Origin of the sequence: Bacillus sp. B1-b2 (assembly GCF_009183415.1) — a bacterium.
GTDB lineage: Bacteria > Bacillota > Bacilli > Bacillales > Cytobacillaceae > Niallia.
The window spans coordinates 146,252-166,467 of record NZ_WEHU01000008.1 but is presented as its reverse complement, the minus strand read 5'-3'; the positions used below and the strand labels follow the sequence as shown (position 1 = coordinate 166,467).

Annotated in this window: 21 protein-coding genes; all 21 read left to right on the top strand. The window is 34.0% G+C overall.

Annotation, left to right across the window (positions count from 1 at the left end; genetic code table 11):
* Positions 1-27 precede the first annotated feature (27 nt).
* The 21 genes from rpsU (at position 28) to dnaG (ending at position 20,215) form a co-directional block, all read left to right on the top strand.
* Positions 28-201 (top strand): 30S ribosomal protein S21, encoded by a 174-nt coding sequence (gene rpsU / locus F9279_RS10130; RefSeq protein ID WP_003152957.1) that lies wholly within the window; start codon positions 28-30, stop codon positions 199-201.
* A 17-nt stretch (positions 202-218) separates the two neighbouring features.
* On the top strand, positions 219-662 hold the full coding sequence (locus F9279_RS10125) for a GatB/YqeY domain-containing protein (protein WP_152112564.1): 444 nt from the start codon (positions 219-221) through the stop codon (positions 660-662).
* A 207-nt stretch (positions 663-869) separates the two neighbouring features.
* Complete coding sequence (locus tag F9279_RS10120; RefSeq protein ID WP_152112662.1) at positions 870-2,153, top strand: NfeD family protein; 1,284 nt, start codon at positions 870-872, stop codon at positions 2,151-2,153.
* Positions 2,153-3,151, top strand: coding sequence for a flotillin-like protein FloA (floA, locus tag F9279_RS10115; RefSeq protein ID WP_152112562.1), 999 nt, complete (start codon positions 2,153-2,155; stop codon positions 3,149-3,151). Before F9279_RS10120 ends, floA begins: the two co-directional genes overlap by 1 nt.
* A 23-nt stretch (positions 3,152-3,174) precedes the next feature.
* On the top strand, positions 3,175-3,675 hold the full coding sequence (locus F9279_RS10110; RefSeq protein WP_152112560.1) for a hypothetical protein: 501 nt from the start codon (positions 3,175-3,177) through the stop codon (positions 3,673-3,675).
* Positions 3,676-3,892: 217 nt separating this feature from the next.
* Positions 3,893-4,177, top strand: coding sequence for a sporulation protein YqfC (gene yqfC, locus F9279_RS10105; protein ID WP_152112557.1), 285 nt, complete (start codon positions 3,893-3,895; stop codon positions 4,175-4,177).
* Between the two features lie 14 nt (positions 4,178-4,191).
* Positions 4,192-5,385 (top strand): sporulation protein YqfD, encoded by a 1,194-nt coding sequence (gene yqfD, locus F9279_RS10100; protein ID WP_152112555.1) that lies wholly within the window; start codon positions 4,192-4,194, stop codon positions 5,383-5,385.
* Complete coding sequence (locus tag F9279_RS10095) at positions 5,382-6,347, top strand: PhoH family protein (protein WP_152112553.1); 966 nt, start codon at positions 5,382-5,384, stop codon at positions 6,345-6,347. Before yqfD ends, F9279_RS10095 begins: the two co-directional genes overlap by 4 nt.
* Positions 6,348-6,752: 405 nt before the next feature.
* Positions 6,753-8,930, top strand: coding sequence for an HD family phosphohydrolase (locus tag F9279_RS10090; protein WP_152112660.1), 2,178 nt, complete (start codon positions 6,753-6,755; stop codon positions 8,928-8,930).
* Positions 8,931-9,401 (top strand): rRNA maturation RNase YbeY, encoded by a 471-nt coding sequence (ybeY, locus tag F9279_RS10085; RefSeq protein ID WP_152112551.1) that lies wholly within the window; start codon positions 8,931-8,933, stop codon positions 9,399-9,401. It begins immediately after the preceding gene.
* Positions 9,379-9,780, top strand: a complete 402-nt coding sequence (locus F9279_RS10080) for a diacylglycerol kinase family protein (RefSeq protein ID WP_152112549.1) — start codon at positions 9,379-9,381, stop codon at positions 9,778-9,780. The genes ybeY and F9279_RS10080 overlap by 23 nt, the downstream gene beginning before the upstream one ends.
* A 334-nt stretch (positions 9,781-10,114) precedes the next feature.
* Positions 10,115-10,519, top strand: coding sequence for a cytidine deaminase (gene cdd, locus F9279_RS10075; RefSeq protein ID WP_152112547.1), 405 nt, complete (start codon positions 10,115-10,117; stop codon positions 10,517-10,519).
* Positions 10,506-11,420: a GTPase Era gene (gene era, locus F9279_RS10070; RefSeq protein ID WP_152112544.1), complete on the top strand. Its 915-nt coding sequence runs from the start codon at positions 10,506-10,508 to the stop codon at positions 11,418-11,420. The genes cdd and era overlap by 14 nt, the downstream gene beginning before the upstream one ends.
* Before the next feature lie 161 nt (positions 11,421-11,581).
* Positions 11,582-11,725, top strand: a complete 144-nt coding sequence (locus tag F9279_RS10065; RefSeq protein ID WP_152112542.1) for a YqzL family protein — start codon at positions 11,582-11,584, stop codon at positions 11,723-11,725.
* 30 nt (positions 11,726-11,755) lie between these two features.
* On the top strand, positions 11,756-12,511 hold the full coding sequence (gene recO / locus F9279_RS10060) for a DNA repair protein RecO (RefSeq protein ID WP_152112540.1): 756 nt from the start codon (positions 11,756-11,758) through the stop codon (positions 12,509-12,511).
* 431 nt (positions 12,512-12,942) lie between these two features.
* A complete protein-coding gene (gene glyQ, locus F9279_RS10055) occupies positions 12,943-13,833 on the top strand; it encodes a glycine--tRNA ligase subunit alpha (RefSeq protein ID WP_152112538.1) in 891 nt (296 codons plus the stop codon).
* Positions 13,826-15,892, top strand: a complete 2,067-nt coding sequence (glyS, locus tag F9279_RS10050) for a glycine--tRNA ligase subunit beta (RefSeq protein WP_152112536.1) — start codon at positions 13,826-13,828, stop codon at positions 15,890-15,892. Before glyQ ends, glyS begins: the two co-directional genes overlap by 8 nt.
* A gap of 185 nt (positions 15,893-16,077) precedes the next feature.
* A complete protein-coding gene (locus F9279_RS10045) occupies positions 16,078-16,788 on the top strand; it encodes a helix-turn-helix transcriptional regulator (protein ID WP_152112534.1) in 711 nt (236 codons plus the stop codon).
* Complete coding sequence (locus F9279_RS10040) at positions 16,781-17,605, top strand: pyruvate, water dikinase regulatory protein (RefSeq protein ID WP_152112532.1); 825 nt, start codon at positions 16,781-16,783, stop codon at positions 17,603-17,605. Before F9279_RS10045 ends, F9279_RS10040 begins: the two co-directional genes overlap by 8 nt.
* Positions 17,606-17,892: 287 nt before the next feature.
* A complete protein-coding gene (locus F9279_RS10035; protein WP_152112530.1) occupies positions 17,893-18,336 on the top strand; it encodes a YaiI/YqxD family protein in 444 nt (147 codons plus the stop codon).
* Positions 18,337-18,394: 58 nt separating this feature from the next.
* Positions 18,395-20,215: a DNA primase gene (dnaG, locus tag F9279_RS10030; protein WP_152112528.1), complete on the top strand. Its 1,821-nt coding sequence runs from the start codon at positions 18,395-18,397 to the stop codon at positions 20,213-20,215.
* Position 20,216 lies beyond the last annotated feature (1 nt).

Sequence of the window (20,216 nt, the reverse complement as noted above, 5' to 3'; positions counted from 1 at the left end):
TGTTGTGTTCGGAGGGAGGGAAAGAGAATGTCTAAAACCGTCGTTCGTAAAAACGAATCGCTTGAAGATGCTCTTCGTCGCTTCAAACGTTCAGTATCAAAAACTGGTACTTTGCAGGAAGCTAGAAAGCGCGAATTCTACGAGAAACCAAGTGTGAAACGTAAGAAAAAATCAGAAGCAGCAAGAAAACGTAAGTTCTAAGAGAGGGTGTAACGAAATTGAGTCTTCTCGAACGCTTAAACAATGATATGAAGCAAGCGATGAAAAACAAAGAAAAAGATAAACTAGTTGTTATTCGAATGATTAAAGCTTCCCTTCAAAATGAAGGAATTAAGCTTGGTAGCGATCTTTCAGAAGAAGACGAGTTATCTGTCCTTTCTCGCGAAGTAAAACAACGCAAGGACTCCCTCCATGAGTTTGAAAAAGCAGGTCGTATAGATCTTGTTGACAAAGTACGTGCGGAGTTACAGCATGTTGAAATATATATGCCAGAGCAACTTTCTGAAGAGAAGCTTTCTGAGATTGTAAAAGAAACAATTTCAGAAACAGGAGCAACTTCTAAGAAAGAAATGGGAAAAGTGATGGCTGCTTTAATGCCTAAAGTAAAAGGAAAAGCAGATGGTTCACTAGTAAATAAACTTGTACAACAACACCTTTCATAAATCGCAAATGTTTTAAAGGCTACAGTTACCACTGTAGCCTTTTTACTTATTTATAAGTTTTTTAAAAAAGATAATATTAAATGAAACTTATTGAAATATTAAACGTATACATACTATACAATTAGACTAAGCATAGGAAGGAGGGGGAATGTGAGATTAACAAAAAAAATATGGTTATTTCCACTTTTATGTCTTCTTCTACTATCAATGATTCCATCTATCATTTATGCTAATGATGAAGAGAAGGTATATGTTATTCCAATTAATGATACAGTTGAAAAAGGGTTAAGTGAATTTATTGATCGAGCCATCACGGAAGCAGAGGATAATCAAGCAGTTGCAATAATATTTGAAATGAATACTCCTGGAGGCGATGTTCAGGCTGCTACTGAAATTGGTAAAAGAATTTCAGAGACAAATATTAAAACCATTACTTACATCAACCAAGATGCGATATCAGCAGGTTCGTATATTGCATTAAATACAGATGAAATATATATGACAGATGGCAGTAGAATAGGCGCATCAGGAGTAATTGATGGTCAAGGAAATGCAGCAGATGAAAAAGCTCAATCGTATTGGATTTCTGCTATGAAAGGGGCAGCAGAGAAACATGGAAGAGATCCTATTTATGCAATGGCGATGGCAGATAAATCGATTGAAATCCCTGAAATGAAGGAAGCGGGTACTTTTTTAACCTTAACCTCCACAGAGGCTAAGGCGGTTGGCTATTCAGAAGGAACGGTAAGCAGTGTAGAAGATATACTAACAGAATTAAATCTGGAAGAAGCGAACATAGAATATATAGATGAGAGTTTTGCTGACAAAGTTGCAAGATTTGTTACAAATCCCATTGTCATACCTATTTTGTTATCCATAGGAAGCTTAGGGCTCATTATTGAGTTATATTCTCCAGGCTTTGGTTTACCAGGATTAGCAGGAATTTCTTCTTTACTATTGTTCTTCTACGGTCATTTAGTAGCTGGCCTTGCAGGCTATGAGAGTATTATCTTATTTGTCATTGGTGTACTGCTTATTATATTAGAATTCTTTGTTGTAGGTGGAATAGCAGGAATTCTTGGTATTGTTGCTGTATTTACTAGTATGTTTTTAGCTAGCGGAAATATTATGGTAGTTGGAATCAGCCTTCTCATTGCGATGGCAGTATCTATTATCGCATCTATTCTATTAGTAAAGGTGTTTGGTAAAAAGATGAGATTCTTTAAGAAAATGATCTTAACAGATTCAACAAATACAGAAAGTGGATATGTATCAAATACAAATCGACATGACTTAGTTGGTCAGACTGGAACAACCTTAACTGCATTACGTCCAGCAGGAATGGTTGTAGTAGGGGAAGAAAGACTTGATGTAGTGAGTGAAGGAAGATTTATTGATAAAAACGCAGTAGTAATAATTGTTAAAGTAGAAGGTTCACGGATAGTCGTAAGAGAAGAAAGAGGCATAGATATACAAAAGGAGGATAACTGATGTTAGTTGGAGGAATAGAAATTTTTTGGATTGTGGTGGTTGTTCTTGCCATCATTTTAGTAGGGATTTTATTAACATTTGTTCCAGTGATGCTATGGATTTCAGCATTAGCTGCTGGAGTAAGAATCAGTATTTTCACATTAATTGGAATGAGATTAAGAAGGGTTATTCCAAGTCGAGTTGTTAATCCATTAATTAAAGCACATAAAGCAGGTTTAAATGTAACCATTAATCAATTAGAAAGTCACTATTTAGCTGGTGGTAATGTCGATCGCGTAGTTAACGCATTAATCGCAGCTCATCGTGCAAATATTGAGCTATCATTTGAACGTTGTGCAGCTATTGATTTAGCAGGAAGAGATGTTTTAGAAGCTGTACAAATGAGTGTTAATCCTAAAGTAATTGAAACGCCATTTATTGCAGGTGTTGCGATGGATGGAATTGAGGTAAAAGCAAAAGCAAGAATTACAGTTAGAGCAAATATTGAGCGATTAGTTGGTGGAGCTGGCGAAGAGACAGTTGTAGCCCGTGTAGGGGAAGGTATTGTCTCAACAATTGGTTCTTCAACGAATCATAAAAAAGTGTTGGAAAACCCAGATATGATTTCACAAACCGTATTAGGAAAAGGTTTGGATGCTGGAACAGCATTTGAAATTCTATCGATTGATATTGCCGATGTTGATATAGGTAAGAATATTGGTGCAGAATTACAAACAGAGCAAGCGGAAGCTGATAAGAAAATTGCGCAAGCTAAAGCGGAAGAAAGAAGAGCAATGGCTGTTGCACAAGAACAGGAAATGAAAGCGAAAGTTCAAGAAATGCGTGCAAAAGTTGTAGAAGCAGAAGCAGAAGTACCAATGGCTATGTCAGATGCTCTACGCTCAGGAAATATTGGAGTAATGGATTATATGAATTTACAAAATATTACTGCAGATACTGAAATGAGAGGTTCAATCGGAAAATTATCTGATGACCAAAAAAACAAAGACAATGAATAGAACCAAAAGAAGGTGAGTTTTTCTTGGAGTTTATTGGAATAATAATTGCAGTTGTCGGATTTCTCTTTTCTTACTTGGAAAATGAAAAGAAGAAAAAGAAACAAAATGAAAAGCCTAATCAAAAGCCAAGTAAAGAGCTAAATCAAAAGTCTAATGAAAAGCCTAAAAAGCCACCGATTATTATTGATAATCCTTTTAAGACACTAGAAAAGACGGACAATTCTACTTTAGAAAATATTCGTTCTTTTCTTGGAAATGAGGAGAATAAGCAAGATACTTCTTCACAAGAAATAGAGGATTTAAAAAGGCAAAATGAAAGGTTAAAAAAGAAGCTGAAATTAATTGAACAACAACGACTTTCTTATAGTAAGGTAGCTGATACGAGCCCTGAAGCAAGCAAGAGTAATTTATTTACAAAAGATAATGCTGTTGAAGCAATTGTTTTTTCGGAAGTGCTTTCTGCTCCGAGAGCAAAGAGTCCACATTATTCATATAGAAAATCAATGACAAGAAAATCAAATTAAATGTAAGAAAGCTATCACAAGATACTTGATTATTTTCAAGTAGATGTGATAGCTTTTTTTATTTTTCTTAAAGTAATCTCTTTTCATTGAGTTGCTGATGCAATAGCATTTCTTAGGCATATTGTACACTTCCATGAATATGATGTTAGTAACAGTATTTAGGTTTACCGTCTCAATAAGAGTCTACGTATGAGAGATGGAAAGGGGTTCTTTTTTTATGGCAAAAAAATGGGGACACAGCTTGCGGAACTGGATGAATAAGAACTTAGAACTTCCTCAAGATGTCATGATGGACTTACCTAGAATCACCATGATTGGTCAAATACATATTTATGTAGAAAATCATCGAGGATTACTTACCTTTTCAGATAAAGAGCTAAGATTGCTTCTTAAACAAGGGCAGTTACTGATAAAAGGAAAAGGCTTTGTGATAAAAACGATTCTTCCAGAAGAAATATTGTTAGAAGGGAAAATAGATCAGGTTTTATACATAAATGAGTGATTTGGGAGGAAATTATGAAAAATCATTGGATGGAGTATTTAACAGGAGTAATAACAGTGAAAGCCACAGGGAAAGGCTTAGAAAGATTTCTAAATAAGCTAATGAAAAATGACATCTCTGTTTTTAATATAAAAAAACACGGAGTTCAAACCATTACCTTTCAAATAAATTTAAAGAATATCCACCTTTTGAGACGTGTTGTTAGAGGTAGCGGCCTCAAAATAGAGTTTCAGCGTCGAGCTGGAGCTCCCTTTCTATATAAGAGAATTTGGAAGAACAGTGGTTTTGTTATTGGTTTATTTTTATTTTTAGGACTAGTTCTTACCTTTTCCAATATGGTGTGGGGAATCGAAATTAAAGGAGCAAATCCTGCAACAGAATATCAAATTCGAAAAGAGTTAGACAAAATGAATATTAAGATTGGAGAATTTCAATTCTTCTCGAAGGAGCTTGATGCTATTCAAGCTGAGTTAACCAATAATATAGACGCCATTACTTGGATTGGTGTGGAGTTAAAGGGGACAACTTATCATTTTCAAGTGGTAGAAAAAGATGAGCCAGAAAAGAAAGAAGAAGAAGTACCTCAGAACATTGTAGCAGCTAAAAGAGCCACCATTGTAGATGATTTTATAGAAGAGGGTAGTAAACAATATAAAATGAATCAAGTGGTGAATAAAGGGCAATTGTTAGTTTCAGGAATGATTGGGAAGGAAGATAATACGAAGACTGTCTCGGCTAAAGGAAAGGTATGGGGGGAAACATGGTATAACTCCGAAGTAGTGATTCCATTAGAAACTAATTTTCAAGTGTTTAATGGAAATGAGAAGCAGAAACAGTATGTGAGTATTGGAAAATGGGAAATACCTGTATGGGGATTTGGAAAAGTGGCATTCAAGGACTTTGAACAAGAAGAGAATACCAAGCCGATTAGGTTTTTTAAATGGGAGTTACCGATTAATACAGTAAATAAAACATATAGAGAAAAAGAAATAGTTGTACGAGGGTATACAGAAGAAGAAGCGATTGAAAAAGGAAAAGAAGATGCTAGAAAAGATATCTTAAAACAAATTGGAGAAGATGGGAAAATTAAGGAAGAAAAAATTTTGCAACGTGAAATAAAGAATGGTAAAGTAAAGTTAAAGCTTGCTTACACTACAATAGAAAATATTGCAAAAACACAACCTCTAACGCAAGGAGATATCGAATGACAGAAGATTTAAAAACAATGAATGTCATACTAAAAGATCCGAATGAAGCAATTGCCTTACTTGGTAACGGCGATAGTAATTTGGAGATACTAGAAAAAGAATTAGATTGTAACATTGTAACTCGAGGTGAAACTTTACTGGTTTCTTCTAAAAATCCTGATTCTATTGAACTTGTTGGGGATATTGTAGAAAAACTCTTACAGGTAATTAGAAGAGGAATAGTAGTAAGTCAAAGAGATGTCATTTATGCCATTTCATTAGCAAAGAAAGGAACCTTAGAATATTTTGGTTCTTTATATGATGAGGAAATAGCGAAAACAGTAAAAGGAAAATCTATTCGTGTAAAAACCATCGGACAAAGTGAATACATACGTTCCATTAAGCGTAGTGATTTAGTTTTCGGTATTGGACCAGCTGGTACCGGTAAAACATATTTAGCTGTAGTAATGGCTGTAAATGCGCTAAAAAGTGGCAAAGTTAATCGCATAATACTAACTCGACCAGCAGTTGAAGCTGGAGAAAGTTTAGGGTTTTTACCAGGTGACCTAAAAGAAAAAGTCGATCCTTATCTAAGGCCTTTATATGATGCCTTACATGATGTTTTAGGAATGGAACATACTACTAGGCTTATCGAAAGAAACACGATAGAAATAGCTCCTCTAGCATATATGCGTGGTAGAACGCTAGATGATGCTTTTGTTATACTAGATGAGGCACAGAATACCACTCATGCTCAAATGAAAATGTTTCTTACTAGACTTGGCTTTGGCTCCAAAATGGTCATTACTGGAGATAAAACACAAATTGACTTACCAAAGGGTGTTAAGTCTGGGTTAGTTGTAGCAGAACATACATTAAAAAATGTATCAGGCATTAGTTTGGTGCATTTACAAGAAAGCGATGTTGTAAGACATCCATTAGTTGCTAAAATTATAAACGCATATGGAACACAAGATGTTTGAAAGAGGAACAATATTTCAGAGTAGAGGGAAGCTTTACTATGAAATATTGTTTTTTTGTCTAAAAAGCGCATAACGAAAAACTGGATGTATCGGTCTTTTATTAACAGGAAATGGGATTTATTACGAAAAAAGATGAAAACTATCGAAAAAACTGTTATCATTTTACATAACATAATCATTTATTCAACTTTTTATATAGGAGATATTTTTCTTCTGATTGTGTTGGTAACAAAAGTCAAAGATTATAGGAGCTAGTTAAAATGGCAATAAATAGTATAGAGAGTGGGAAATACATAAATTTTAAGATAATCTTATTCTGAATATGGTGATCATTTCAATGTGTAAACTGGATACACATAGCAAAATGGTGAATGAAAAGATACCTTTGAAAGATAGGAGGTAATGATGAAAATACTACAAGCAATTAAAAACCAAAAAAGTAAAATAGTAACGAATACATTTTTAAATATACTTCTATTTCTTCTAATTGGACTAGTCCTTTTTTTAACAATGTATGGAAATGTAAAGCCTGAACAGTTGAATGTAGAGTTGTTTTCTGTAGCTGATCAAACAGTTAGGTCTCCGATCACAATAGAAGATAAAGTTAGCACAGAAAAGAAGAAAAATGACGCGATTAATCAAGTGCAGGATGTTTATGTGGTTAATAAAGAAATTGCACAAAATAGAGTAGACTTAATAGCATCCATTTTTGACTCTGTAACAGAAGTAAACAATGAAGAGGAAAAAAAATTAGAAGAAGAGAGAGTGAAGGCTGAAAAGGAAAATGCTAGCGCGGTAACTCCTCCTTCTATAGATGAAAAGCTAGTTCTGTTAAAAGAGAAATTAACAGAGGAAGTATCTAATAACATTATGGATAGCTCTTTAAAATCATTATTGGCATATGCGGAGGATGATTTAGAGATAGCTAAAGATATTACTGTAACAGCTATACATACTGTGATGAATAGTAAAATACCATCTGATGAAGTGGAAAATGCTAAAAAGAGAGTAGAAGATAATTTAAAGAATACAGATGGACTAAATTCAGATTTAAAAAGTGCAAGTATAGATTTAGGTAGATTTGCAATTATTCAAAATGAATTTTATGATCCGTCCTCTACAGAAGAAATGCGTCAACAGGCTGAAGATAGCATTGAGCCAATAAGAATTCTGCAAGGACAAATAATTGTAGAAGAAGGACAACTAATTAGCAGAGAGATTCACCGACAATTAGAATTAGTAGGATTATTGGATAGTGATAATTCCATTCAGCCAATTATTGGATTGAGCTTAATTATCTTATCTTTTCTAGCATTAGTATATTTCTATTTGATTAGACAAACAGCGAGAAAAGAAAAAGGTATTCAAACATTAATAATGGTAACAATTATTTTTGTTGTAACTATCTTGCTAATGAAAACTGTTAGTATATTTCAACAATATGAATACACTGAAATCGGTTATATCTTTCCAGCAGCAATGGCTGTTATGTTAATAAAAATATTACTAGATGAAAGATCTGCTATTCTTGTCACCGTTATTCTGTCCATTTGTGGAATGATTATGTTTAATGAAGGTGTAGCAAATATCTTTAATGTAAAAATGGGTATATATATTATTGCTGGTGGACTTTCTGGCATCCTATTTTTAAAGAATAATAATCAAAAATCCAATATTTTACAAGCGGGATTCTTTATTTCTTTAATTAACATTGTCACAATATTCTCCATGTTATTTTTACAAAATGGACATTATGATGCAAAGGAATATGGAATATATATATTAATGGCTATCACTTCAGGTGTTCTGTCAGCTGTTCTGACTATTGGGATATTGCCATTTTTTGAGACTGGTTTTGGTATTCTATCTACTATGAAGCTCATTGAGTTATCTAACCCGAATCACCCGTTGTTAAAAAAGATATTAACAGAAGCACCTGGTACATATCATCATAGTGTAATGGTAGCAAATCTTGCAGAATCAGCTTGTGAAGCAATAGGAGCAAATGGATTGCTAGCTAGAGTAGGATGCTATTATCATGATATTGGGAAAACGAAAAGACCACAGTTTTTTATCGAAAATCAAATGAATATGGGGAATCCTCATGATCGAATTCCACCACAAGCAAGTAAGAATATCATTATTGCACATGCAACAGATGGTGCACAGTTACTTAGAAAATACAAAATGCCAAAAGAAATTGTGGATATAGCAGAACAGCATCATGGTACATCCTTGCTAAAATATTTTTATTTTAAAGCAAAAGAAAAAGGGGGAGAGTTAAAGGAAGCTGATTACCGTTATCCTGGCCCGAAAGCACAGACACGTGAAATTGCCATTATTGGAATAGCCGATAGTGTAGAAGCAGCTGTTAGAAGTCTTAACTCACCAACTCCAGATCAAATTGAAACATTAATTAAGAATATTATTGCAGATCGGCTACAAGACGGCCAATTAGATGAATGTGATTTAACCCTTAAAGAATTAGACGTAGTGAAAAACACTCTTTGTGAAACCTTAAAAGGTATTTTTCACTCAAGAATTGAGTATCCAGATATGAAAAAAGTAAAGGAAGAAGAATAAATGAATTTAGAAATTGATTTTATGGATGAAACAAATAAAGTATCAGAAATGGAGATAAATCAGTTAAGCAAATTACTACAATTTGCAGCTAGTCAGCAAAAGCTAGAAGGAGAAATCGAGCTCTCCGTTACTTTTGTAGATAATAATCGCATTCAAGAAATAAATAAAGAATATAGAGAGAAAGATCAACCAACAGATGTAATTTCGTTCGCAATGGAAGAGCTTGGAGAAGGAGAGATTCCACTTATGAATAGTACACTTCCAAGAATGCTTGGAGATATTATAATCTCCGTTGACAGAGCAAAAGAACAAGCGGAAGATTATGGGCATTCTTATAGTAGAGAGCTCGGATTTTTAACCGTTCATGGGTTTTTGCATTTACTTGGGTATGATCATATGACGAAGGAAGATGAAGAAATGATGTTTTCACTTCAAAGGGAAATATTAGATGAGTTCGGATTACAAAGATAATAGGACACGAAAAAACAGTCAACTATCCTCCTTTCGTCTAGCAGTTATTGGTATTTTTACTGCAGTTAAGCAAGAGAGAAATATGAGAATACATGTAATCTTTTCTATCTTGGTCCTTCTATTCGCATTCTATTTTTCCTTATCAAAAATAGAGTGGATATGTATTTTGTTTAGTATAGGTATGGTTATTAGTATGGAGTTGTTAAATACAGCAATAGAGCGCGTAGTGGATCTAACAACATCAGAATTTCATCCATTAGCGAAAGAAGCAAAAGATATCGCAGCAGGAGCTGTATTCGTTTCTGCCATTGTTTCTGTCGTAGTAGGATGTATCATCCTTGTACCAAAATTAGTAGAGGCACTATATATTTGGATTTAAAGTTGGATAATAAAAAATCCACTTCTTTCGTTGGAAAAAACGAAGAAGTGGATTTTTTTTCTTTTTGCTAACGAGTAAATTTATTATTTTCTTTCTTCAGATACCCTACTATTAACTATCTTGCACTTTATTGATTCCTTACAATAGTTTATAATTTGGATACAGTACATCATTCATGTCAATTTGAAAACGTTTGATTATTTCATTAGAATAAGAGTAGCTTATTTAAATAAGACTGTTGGAAAACAGACTAAATAAAAGATGACTTAGGCGTTAAGAAGATCAAGGCAGGAAGTTTACTATATAAACATAATGATGAAAAGAGGTATGTTCGATGCAAAATGAGCAATTAATTGTAGAAGCTAATGCAGCAAGAGAAAAAGCGTATGTTCCTTACTCAAAATTTAAAGTAGGAGCAGCCCTTTTATCAGAAAATGGTACAGTATATCATGGTTGTAATATTGAGAATGCAGCATATAGTATGACCAATTGTGCAGAACGAACAGCTTTATTTAAAGCTGTATCAGAAGGAGATACGGTTTTCAGCAAGCTTGTTGTGGTAGCAGATACAGAAGGCCCTGTATCACCTTGTGGAGCATGTAGACAAGTAATATCTGAGCTATGCCCACATGATATGGAAGTTGTACTTACTAATTTAAAAGGCGATGTAAAAACTCTTACTGTCGCAGAATTATTACCAGGAGCATTTTCACCGGAGGATTTAAATGAACATAACTAATCAAACAGAACACAAATCAGGATTTATATCTATTATTGGAAGACCAAATGTTGGAAAATCAACTTTCTTAAATAAAGTTATTGGTCAGAAGATTGCTATTATGAGTGACAAACCACAAACAACTAGAAATAAAGTACAAGGTGTACTAACAACAGATGATGCACAATTAATCTTCATTGATACACCAGGTATCCATAAACCTAAGCATCGCTTAGGAGATTTTATGATGAAGGTCGCACAAAATACTTTGAAGGAAGTAGACCTAATTCTTTTTATGGTAAATGCTGAAGAAGGATTTGGAAAAGGAGAAGAGTTTATAGTAGAGAAGTTTGAAAATGTTAAAACTCCTATTTTCTTAGTCATTAATAAAATTGATACTGTTCATCCAGATCAATTATTCTCCATTATTGAGTCTTATAAAGAAAAGTATCCATTTAAAGAAATTATCCCTATTTCAGCATTAGAAGGCAATAATGTAGACACTTTACTAACGCAAATAAAAAAATATATGCCTGAAGGGCCACAATATTACCCAGCAGATCAAGTGACAGATCACCCTGAAAGATTTATTGTGTCTGAATTAATTCGTGAAAAGGCACTTCATCTAACTAGAGAAGAAATACCACACTCATTGGCAGTTGTTATTGAAAAAATTGAGAAAAAACCGAAAGATGTTGTCCATGTAATGGCAACCATAGTGGTGGAAAGAGATTCACAAAAGGGAATAATTATTGGGAAACAAGGAAGCATGCTAAAGGAAATTGGTAAAAGAGCAAGAACCGATATAGAAAATCTTTTAGGAAATAAAGTTTTTCTTGAGTTATGGGTAAAAGTACAAAAAGATTGGCGTAATAAAATGACTCAGTTAAGAGACTTTGGTTTCAGAGAAGATGAATATTAATTGGGCACTAATCTAGTTTACTTTGCATAATTTTAGAGGTATTTATAAATTATACATGCAATCAATTTACAATATTTTCGTCACATGATTTTATAATGTCAGGCTATGATAAATGTAAGGTTAGAATTTAGCTAGTTAAAAATCGAAAGGTGGGGTTTTTTATGCTAGACTTTACCTGGAAAGTTTTTTCCCAAACAGGTAATATTGATACTTATCTACTTTTTAAAGAATTAGAAAAGGGTAATCATGAAATACCAGGATCGCAAGAGGAGGAGCTAGCCGAAATTGACTTTCCCATCTCATAGTTCTGTCTTTATATAGGGATGGTGGATGTAATGCTAGAGAAATGTGAAGGAATTGTTATTAAATCCATTAATTATGGTGAAACAAATAAAATTGTTACTCTATATACCCGTGAATGGGGAAAGGTCGGGGTTATGGCAAGAGGTGCTAAAAAGACAAACAGCAGGCTCGCAAGCGTAACTCAACCTTTTGTATATGGTCATTTTCTAGTACAAAGAAGTAATGGACTAGGGCTTTTACAACAAGGGGATATTGTATCAAGCATGAGAAGGTTAAAAGAGGATATTTTCTTAACTGCATATGCTAGTTATATTGTTGAATTAACGGATAAATGTACAGAGGAAAAAAAACCAAACCCATTTCATTTTGAATTACTTTATCAAACGTTAAATTTCATGAATGAAGAGTATGATAAAGAAATTTTGGCGAATATTTATGAAATGAAAATGCTAAATGTACTAGGACAATATCCAACTTTAGATAAATGTACCTTCTGTGGAGCAACAGAAGGACATTTTTCTTTTTCAATAAGAGAAGGTGGATTATTATGTCATCGCTGTATAGATCGAGATCCTTATCATTATAAGATATCGCCTACTGCTGTTAAGCTTTTACGAATTTTTTATCATTTAGACATTGCTCGGCTAGGCAATATTTCTGTTAAAGAAACAACTAAAAAGGAAATCACCACTATCATTGATGCGTATTACGAAGAGTATTCAGGTTTATACCTAAAATCTAAAAAGTTTATCCAATCAATGAATAATTTAGGAGATGCTTTTCAATAGGTAAATCAATCTTCAAGACGTAAAAAGCACTTATATTCAGACGGTTGACAATTAAAATAATATTAGTTATTATTTCTGTAACTAATAGTGTTGTGTTGATAAGAAAATAGTACTTAATTAAACCGTTGAATTAGCGAGCTTGGGATAGTGAAAGCCAAGTGCCTCGGCATTAAGGAAGGCGTTCTTGGAGCAACTTCGTATGAAGGTGGCTAAAACTTGTTTTAGCAAATAGGGTGGAACCGCGGGAAAACTCTCGTCCCTATGTCTGTTAATGAGACATAGGGACGGGAGTTTTTGTGTTCCCACACTTCTTTCCAATATGCTATGTCCATTTTTAGTTGCTCTGTATGCTAGAAATTGTTTTAAAAAATGGTAGTTGTTTAGGGCAAATGGTAAGTTGATTTAAAATTTTTTGGAGGTGTATTCAGTTAATGAATATTCAAAACATGATTCTAACATTACAAAAACATTGGTCTGAGTATGGCTGTATCTTAATGCAAGCATACGATGTAGAAAAAGGTGCAGGAACAATGAGTCCATACACTTTCTTAAGAGCAATTGGTCCAGAGCCATGGAATGTTGCTTACGTAGAGCCATCTAGAAGACCTGCAGATGGAAGATATGGTGATAACCCAAACAGACTTTATCAGCATCATCAATTTCAAGTGATAATGAAGCCTTCACCAGATAATATTCAAGAGCTTTATCTAGATTCTTTAAAAGCATTAGGAATTAATCCGCTTGAGCACGATATTCGTTTTGTTGAAGATAACTGGGAGAACCCATCATTAGGTTGTGCTGGACTAGGCTGGGAAGTATGGCTTGATGGAATGGAAATAACTCAATTCACCTACTTCCAACAGGTTGGTGGTTTAGAATGTAAACCTGTTTCTGTTGAAATTACTTATGGAATTGAAAGATTAGCTTCCTATATCCAAGACAAAGAAAATGTCTTTGATTTAGAATGGACAGATGGTTTTACCGTTAGAGATATTTTTTATCAGCCAGAATTTGAGCATAGTAAATACACGTTTGAAACATCTGACACAGAAATGCTATTTAACTTATTTAATACGTATGAAAAAGAAGCACATCGTCAAATGGAAGTAGGTCTTGTGCATCCTGCCTATGATTATGTATTAAAATGTTCACATGTGTTCAACTTGCTTGATGCAAAAGGAGCCATTTCTGTTACAGAAAGAACTGGTTATATTGGAAGATGCCGAAATTTAGCTCGTAAAGTGGCAAGAACATTTTATGATGAAAGAGAAAAATTAGGTTTCCCAATTCTAAAAGGCAAGGAGGTTCAAGAGAATGAGTAAGAAGGATTTATTATTAGAGATAGGTCTTGAAGAAATGCCTGCTCGTTTTATTACGTCCAGTATGCATGCGTTGCAAGAAAAAATGGAAAAGTGGCTAGAGGAAAAACAATTAGCATATACATCTATCCAAGCCTTTTCTTCACCTAGAAGATTAGCAGTTCTTGTTAAAGGTTTAGATGAGTCTCAGAAAGATTTGGAAGAAGAAGCGAAAGGCCCTGCTAAAAAAATCGCACAAAATGATGCTGGTGAATGGTCAAAAGCTGCAATGGGATTCACTAGAGGGCAAGGATTAACGGTAGAGGATATATACTTTAAAGAGATAAATGGAATAGAGTATGCCCATGTGAAAAAATTTATTAAAGGACAATTAACTAGTGAGCTTTTACCACAGTTAAAGGAAATTATTTTGAGTCTTACATTTCCTAAAAACATGCGTTGGGCAAATAATGATCTTCGTTATATTCGTCCTATTAAGTGGCTAGTAGCTCTTTTTGGAGAAGAGGTCATCCCGTTTTCTATCGCGGATGTTCAAACAGCGAATACGTCACTTGGTCATCGTTTCCTTGGAGGGGAAATAGCCCTTCAACATCCAGCAGATTATGTAGAGAAAATGTTAGGTCAGTATGTAGTGGTAAATCAAGCTGAGCGCAAAGAAGCCATTGTTTCTCAAATCAAGAAGCTGGAAGAAGAAAATGATTGGGTTATTCCAATAGATGAAGAATTGTTAGAGGAAGTAACCAATTTAGTAGAGTATCCAACAGCACTATACGGTACTTTTGAAGAGTCATTTCTAGAGTTGCCAACAGAAGTATTAATCACTAGTATGAAAGAACATCAACGTTATTTCCCTGTTAAATCGAAAGAGGGTAAATTATTACCATTCTTTGTTACTGTTAGAAATGGAGATCACCAGCATCTGGATAAGGTTGCTAGAGGGAATGAAAAAGTATTAAGAGCAAGACTTGCTGATGCAAATTTCTTCTATAAAGAAGATCAGAAATTAGTAATTGATGATTTACTTAAGAAGTTAGAAGCTATTGTGTACCATGAAGAAATTGGTACATTAGCAGAAAAAGTAAGCAGAGTAAGAAAGATTGCCTCTGGTTTAGCGGTACAGCTGCAATTATCAGGAGAAGAGCAAATTGACATAGATCGTGCAGCTCAAATTGCAAAATTCGACCTAGTTACTAACATGGTTTATGAATTTCCAGAATTACAAGGCTTAATGGGAGAAAGATATGCACTTCAAAAGGGTGAAAAGAAATCAGTTTCAACCGCTATAAATGAGCATTATATGCCTAGACATGCAGATGATCAAACTGCTCCTAGCAATGTCGGTGCAGTACTAGCTCTTGCAGAGAAGCTAGATACTATTTGTTCGTTCTTTAGTATCGGAATGATCCCTACAGGTTCACAAGATCCATATGCATTACGAAGACAAGCGACAGGTATTGTACAAACATTGATTGATAAAAATTGGGATATCTCTATTGAGTTTCTTATTGATCTATCTATCAGTGAACTAGTGGAAACATCTAAAGTAGATCATGCAGAACTGAAACAATCTATCCTATCATTCTTTAAAATGCGAGTGAAGCATATATTGCAAGAATTAGGCATTAGATATGACATAATAGATGCAGTATTGGGCATTAAAATTGGAAATGTATCTAATGTAGTAAGAAAAGCAAAAGTGCTTGAAAACCATAAGAGCGAGGTAGACTTTAAAGAAGGTATAGAAGCATTAAGTCGAGTTGTAAACATATCGACTAAGGCTATGAATGTATCTGATGTAAATACCGATTTATTTGAAAATCAATACGAAAAAGACTTATATAAAGAATTTAAACTTGTTAAGGAGAAAGCAACAGGTAATGTGAGTGAGGAAGAATACTTTACCTTATTATTCTCTTTAAAGAAATGCATATCAGCATACTTTGACCATACAATGGTTATGGCAACTGATGAAGCAATAAAAGTAAATCGATTAAATCAAATGGTAGAAATCGCTAACCTCATTACGGAATTTGCAAGTGTTAACGAAATTTTAGTCAAGTAAGTGTCAATAGATAAGGAAGTTACTAGGTAGGAGAAATCCTTCCTAGTTTCCTTTTGTTTAAAAGGCTGCTTGGTTTAGATAGAAGGGGCTGTTTAAAACCACCTTTTATAAGCTTGACTAGATTGCGAATGGAGAAAACAGTAGAAAGTATTTGGTAACAATTAATACTTTTTCTTTTGATTCTAATGATTTCGTATATAATAGGTAGTGTAAATCGTTACCTAATTGAAGGTGGTGAAAAGGCAATCGAACTGAATAAGCGGCAAGAAACAATTTTAGAAATAGTAAAAGGAAATGGTCCTATTACAGGAGAGCATATAGCTGAAAGATTAAATCTCACAAGAGCTACGCTTCGACCCGATTTAGCTATTCTTACCATGTCTGGTTATTTAGATGCTCGACCACGAGTTGGTTACTTTTATACAGGAAAGAAGTCAGAACCATTAATAACTGATAATATTCGAAATATATTAGTAAGTGATTACTATTCACACCCCGTATTGGTTCAAGACAACACTTCTGTTTATGATGCTATTGTTATAATGTTTACAGAAGATGTGGGAACCATTTTTGTTGTTGATGAGAATTCGACATTAACAGGTGTGGTTTCTCGTAAGGATCTTTTACGTGCAAGTATAGGGAAACAGGAGTTAACGTCACTACCAGTTGCCATCATCATGACTCGTATGCCGAATGTCACCTATTGTTTTGCAGAAGAAAAATTAGTGGATGTCGGCACGAAATTAATGGATCATGAAATTGATGCGTTACCTGTGGTGACAAAAACAGAGAAAGGTTTACTTGTAATTGGAAGAGTATCGAAGACCAATATTACAAGGGCATTAGTGGATCTTTCTAATAATAGCAATAAAGACATGGAGGAACCGAATGACTGAGAAACAAATAATTTATGTGGTTTCTGATTCTGTTGGTGAAACAGCAGAACTTGTAACAAAGGCTGCTATAAGTCAGTTTTCTGGACATAATGTAAATGTGTTAATTAAGCGATTTCCATTCGTTGAAGATAAGTCTAATGTACATGAAGTAGTAACACAAGCTAAACTAGAGCATGGAATGATTGCATACACCTTAGTTAAGCCAGAGATGCGAAATTATATGAGCGAGCTTGCTCGTCAAGAAGGGGTTTATGCCTGTGATATTATTGGTCCAATAATTGATCAGTTTCAAGTACTTTGGGGGAAAACTCCTTTATTTGAGCCAGGATTAGTTCGCAAGCTAGATGAGGACTACTTTAAGAAAGTAGAAGCAATTGAATTTGCTGTAAAGTATGATGATGGAAGAGATCCAAGAGGACTAGAAAAGGCTGATATTATATTAATTGGTGTTTCAAGAACATCCAAAACACCTCTGTCTCAGTTTTTAGCACATAAAAGGGTGAAGGTTGCCAATGTACCAATTGTACCAGAAGTTGACCCGCCAAAAGAGCTTTTTGAAGTCCCTGCAAGTAAATGCTTTGGTTTGAAAATTAGTCCTACTAAACTTAATAATATTCGTAAAGAGAGATTAATTTCTTTAGGGTTAAGTGATCGAGCAAGTTATGCACAAATCGAGAGAATTAAAGAAGAAATCACATATTTCGAAGATATAGTGAATCAAATTGGATGTCCAGTTATTGATGTTACGAATAAAGCAGTAGAAGAAACAGCAAACATTATTCATAACCTTTATTATCGTTCAAAATATAATTCTTAAATGACTACTAGGAAAGGCTTTGTCAGGTAGGGACAGAGTCTTTTTATATGAATAATATAGAACAAAAAAAGATGGAATTTTAAATGGATTTATACTATAATAAAAAATTGTGATAAAAAAGTATCATATTTAGGTTTAGAGTTGGCTTTTTACGAATAAACTATTTATTGAGAGAAGTCAAGGGGAATATTTAAAAAGTTTTCGACATTACCTCTTTATTAGAAATTTTATCTAACAAGAAGGAAAATGTGGAGTGATGTAGAATTAATAGTACATTAGGAAGACTTATGGTATATGTTGATGCAGACTCCTGTCCAGTAAAAGAAGATATTGTCGAATTAGCTTCTGTTTATGAGTATGAATCGTTATTTGTAGCATCCTATGCACATATGCGTAATACTCCAGATAACTATAACTGGAAATATGTTGATATGAGCAAAGAAGCAGTGGATTTATATATCATGAACAAGGCAAAAAAACATGATATTGTCATTACTCAGGACATTGGTTTAGCCTCTACGTTATTATTAAAAAACATAATAGTCCTTTCACCAAGGGGAAGTATTTATGATGAATCCAGTATAAATACAGCACTTGACTTGCGGTATTTGTCTGGAAAGGCTAGAAGAGAAGGCATTCATTCAAAAGGGCCGAAACCATATACAGAGAAAGATCGTCAAAAATTTAGAAAAAATTTCTTGAGAATTTTGTCGAAAAATGAAGGAGATTAAAGAGAGAATGTCGAATAATCTCATCAAGTAGGCAAATAGTAGGGAGATGTGTTGAAAAATGGTGGCGCGCATTCCTGAAGAAAAACTAAATGAAATTAAACAAGCTATAGACATTGTGGATGTTATTGGTGAACATGTTTCTTTAAGCAAGCAAGGTAGAAATTTTATTGGACTTTGTCCTTTTCATGGTGAGAAAACACCATCGTTTACCGTTTCCCCAGATAAACAAATCTTTCATTGCTTTGGTTGTCATGCTGGTGGAAATGTTTTTACTTTTTTAATGGACCTAGAAGGCACTTCTTTTTTAGATGTGGCTTCTCAATTAGCGGATAAAGCTAATATTGATTTAGGTGTGGAGCTTGCAGAAATAGAAAAGAAACCAACTATTCCTCATGATTTACAACAAATGATAGATGCTCATGAGTTATTAACTAAATTTTATCATCATTTGCTTGTAAATACAAAGGATGGTCAGCATGCATTAGAATATCTTTTAAATAGAGGCTTTACTTTGCCAGTTATTGAGAAATTCCAAATAGGATATACCCTTAATTCTTGGGATTTAGCAGTAAAGTTTCTTGGTAAGAGAAAATTCGATGAATCACTAATGGAAAAAGCTGGTTTGATTATTAAGAGTGAGCGGGAAGAAAAGCACTTCGATCGTTTTCGAGATCGAATTATGTTTCCAATCAAAAATCGTAATGGTAGCACAATTGGTTTTTCTGGTCGAGCACTGGGGGATAATAATCCCAAATACCTTAACAGTCCTGAAACACCAATTTTTAATAAAAGCAATATACTTTACAATTTTGACAGAGCAAGGTCTATAATTAGAAAACTTCAGCAAACGATATTATTTGAAGGGTTTGCAGATGTTATTGCAGCAAGTCGAGCAGGAATTGAAAATGGAGTAGCTACAATGGGAACCTCATTAACAGAGGACCATATTGCACTTATTAAAAAAAATTCAAAAAATGTAACTATTTGTTATGATTCAGATTCTGCTGGAATCGAAGCCGCCTATCGTGCAGGTCAGCTTTTACTAAGAGCGAATTGTACGGTAAATGTGGTTATGTTGCCAGACGGGATGGACCCAGATGATTATGTTAATCAATTTGGGGAAGATAAGTTACAACAGGAAATACTTCATGGAAGTATCCCTTTCATGGGTTTCAAGTTAATATACTATAGGCGAGGTAAAAATCTTCAAAATGAAGGAGAAAAACTTGCTTATATCGAAGAAGTATTAAGCGAAATTGCCAAGCTTGAAAAGGCAGTGGAAAAAGACCTGTACTTAAGGCAACTTGCTGAAGAATTTTCTCTTTCATTGGATGCGCTAAAGGAACAGGCGCAGGAACTATCTAAATTAGCTCCTATAAAGAAAGATTCCAAATCTTCGGAAAGCATTGTACCTGCTAAGCAGTTTACGATTCGTAAACGATCTACTGGACTGTTACCCGCATATCATACTGCAGAAAAACATCTGCTTGCACATATGCTCAGAAGTGAAGATGTTTCTTATAAAGTACAAGTATCTTTGCAAGGAAAAACTTTTAATATTGATGAGCATCAAGCTATATTTACCTATCTTCTTGCGTATTATGAAAGTGGTCAAAGTTCTGATACAAGTTCTTTCATGAATTTCATTGATGATCCAGATCTCCAACGTATTGTTGCAGAGATTGAAATGATGGAAGTCAATGAAGAAGTAAGTGAGATTGAGATTTCAGATTATATTAAGCAAGTTATTAATTATGAAAAGCAACTTGAAATAAAAACAAAGAAACAATTGCTAAAAGATGCTGAGCGTCAAAATGATTTCTTGAAAGCTGCTCAAATTGGCATGGAAGTTATAATGTTAGAAAAAATGTTAAAATAAT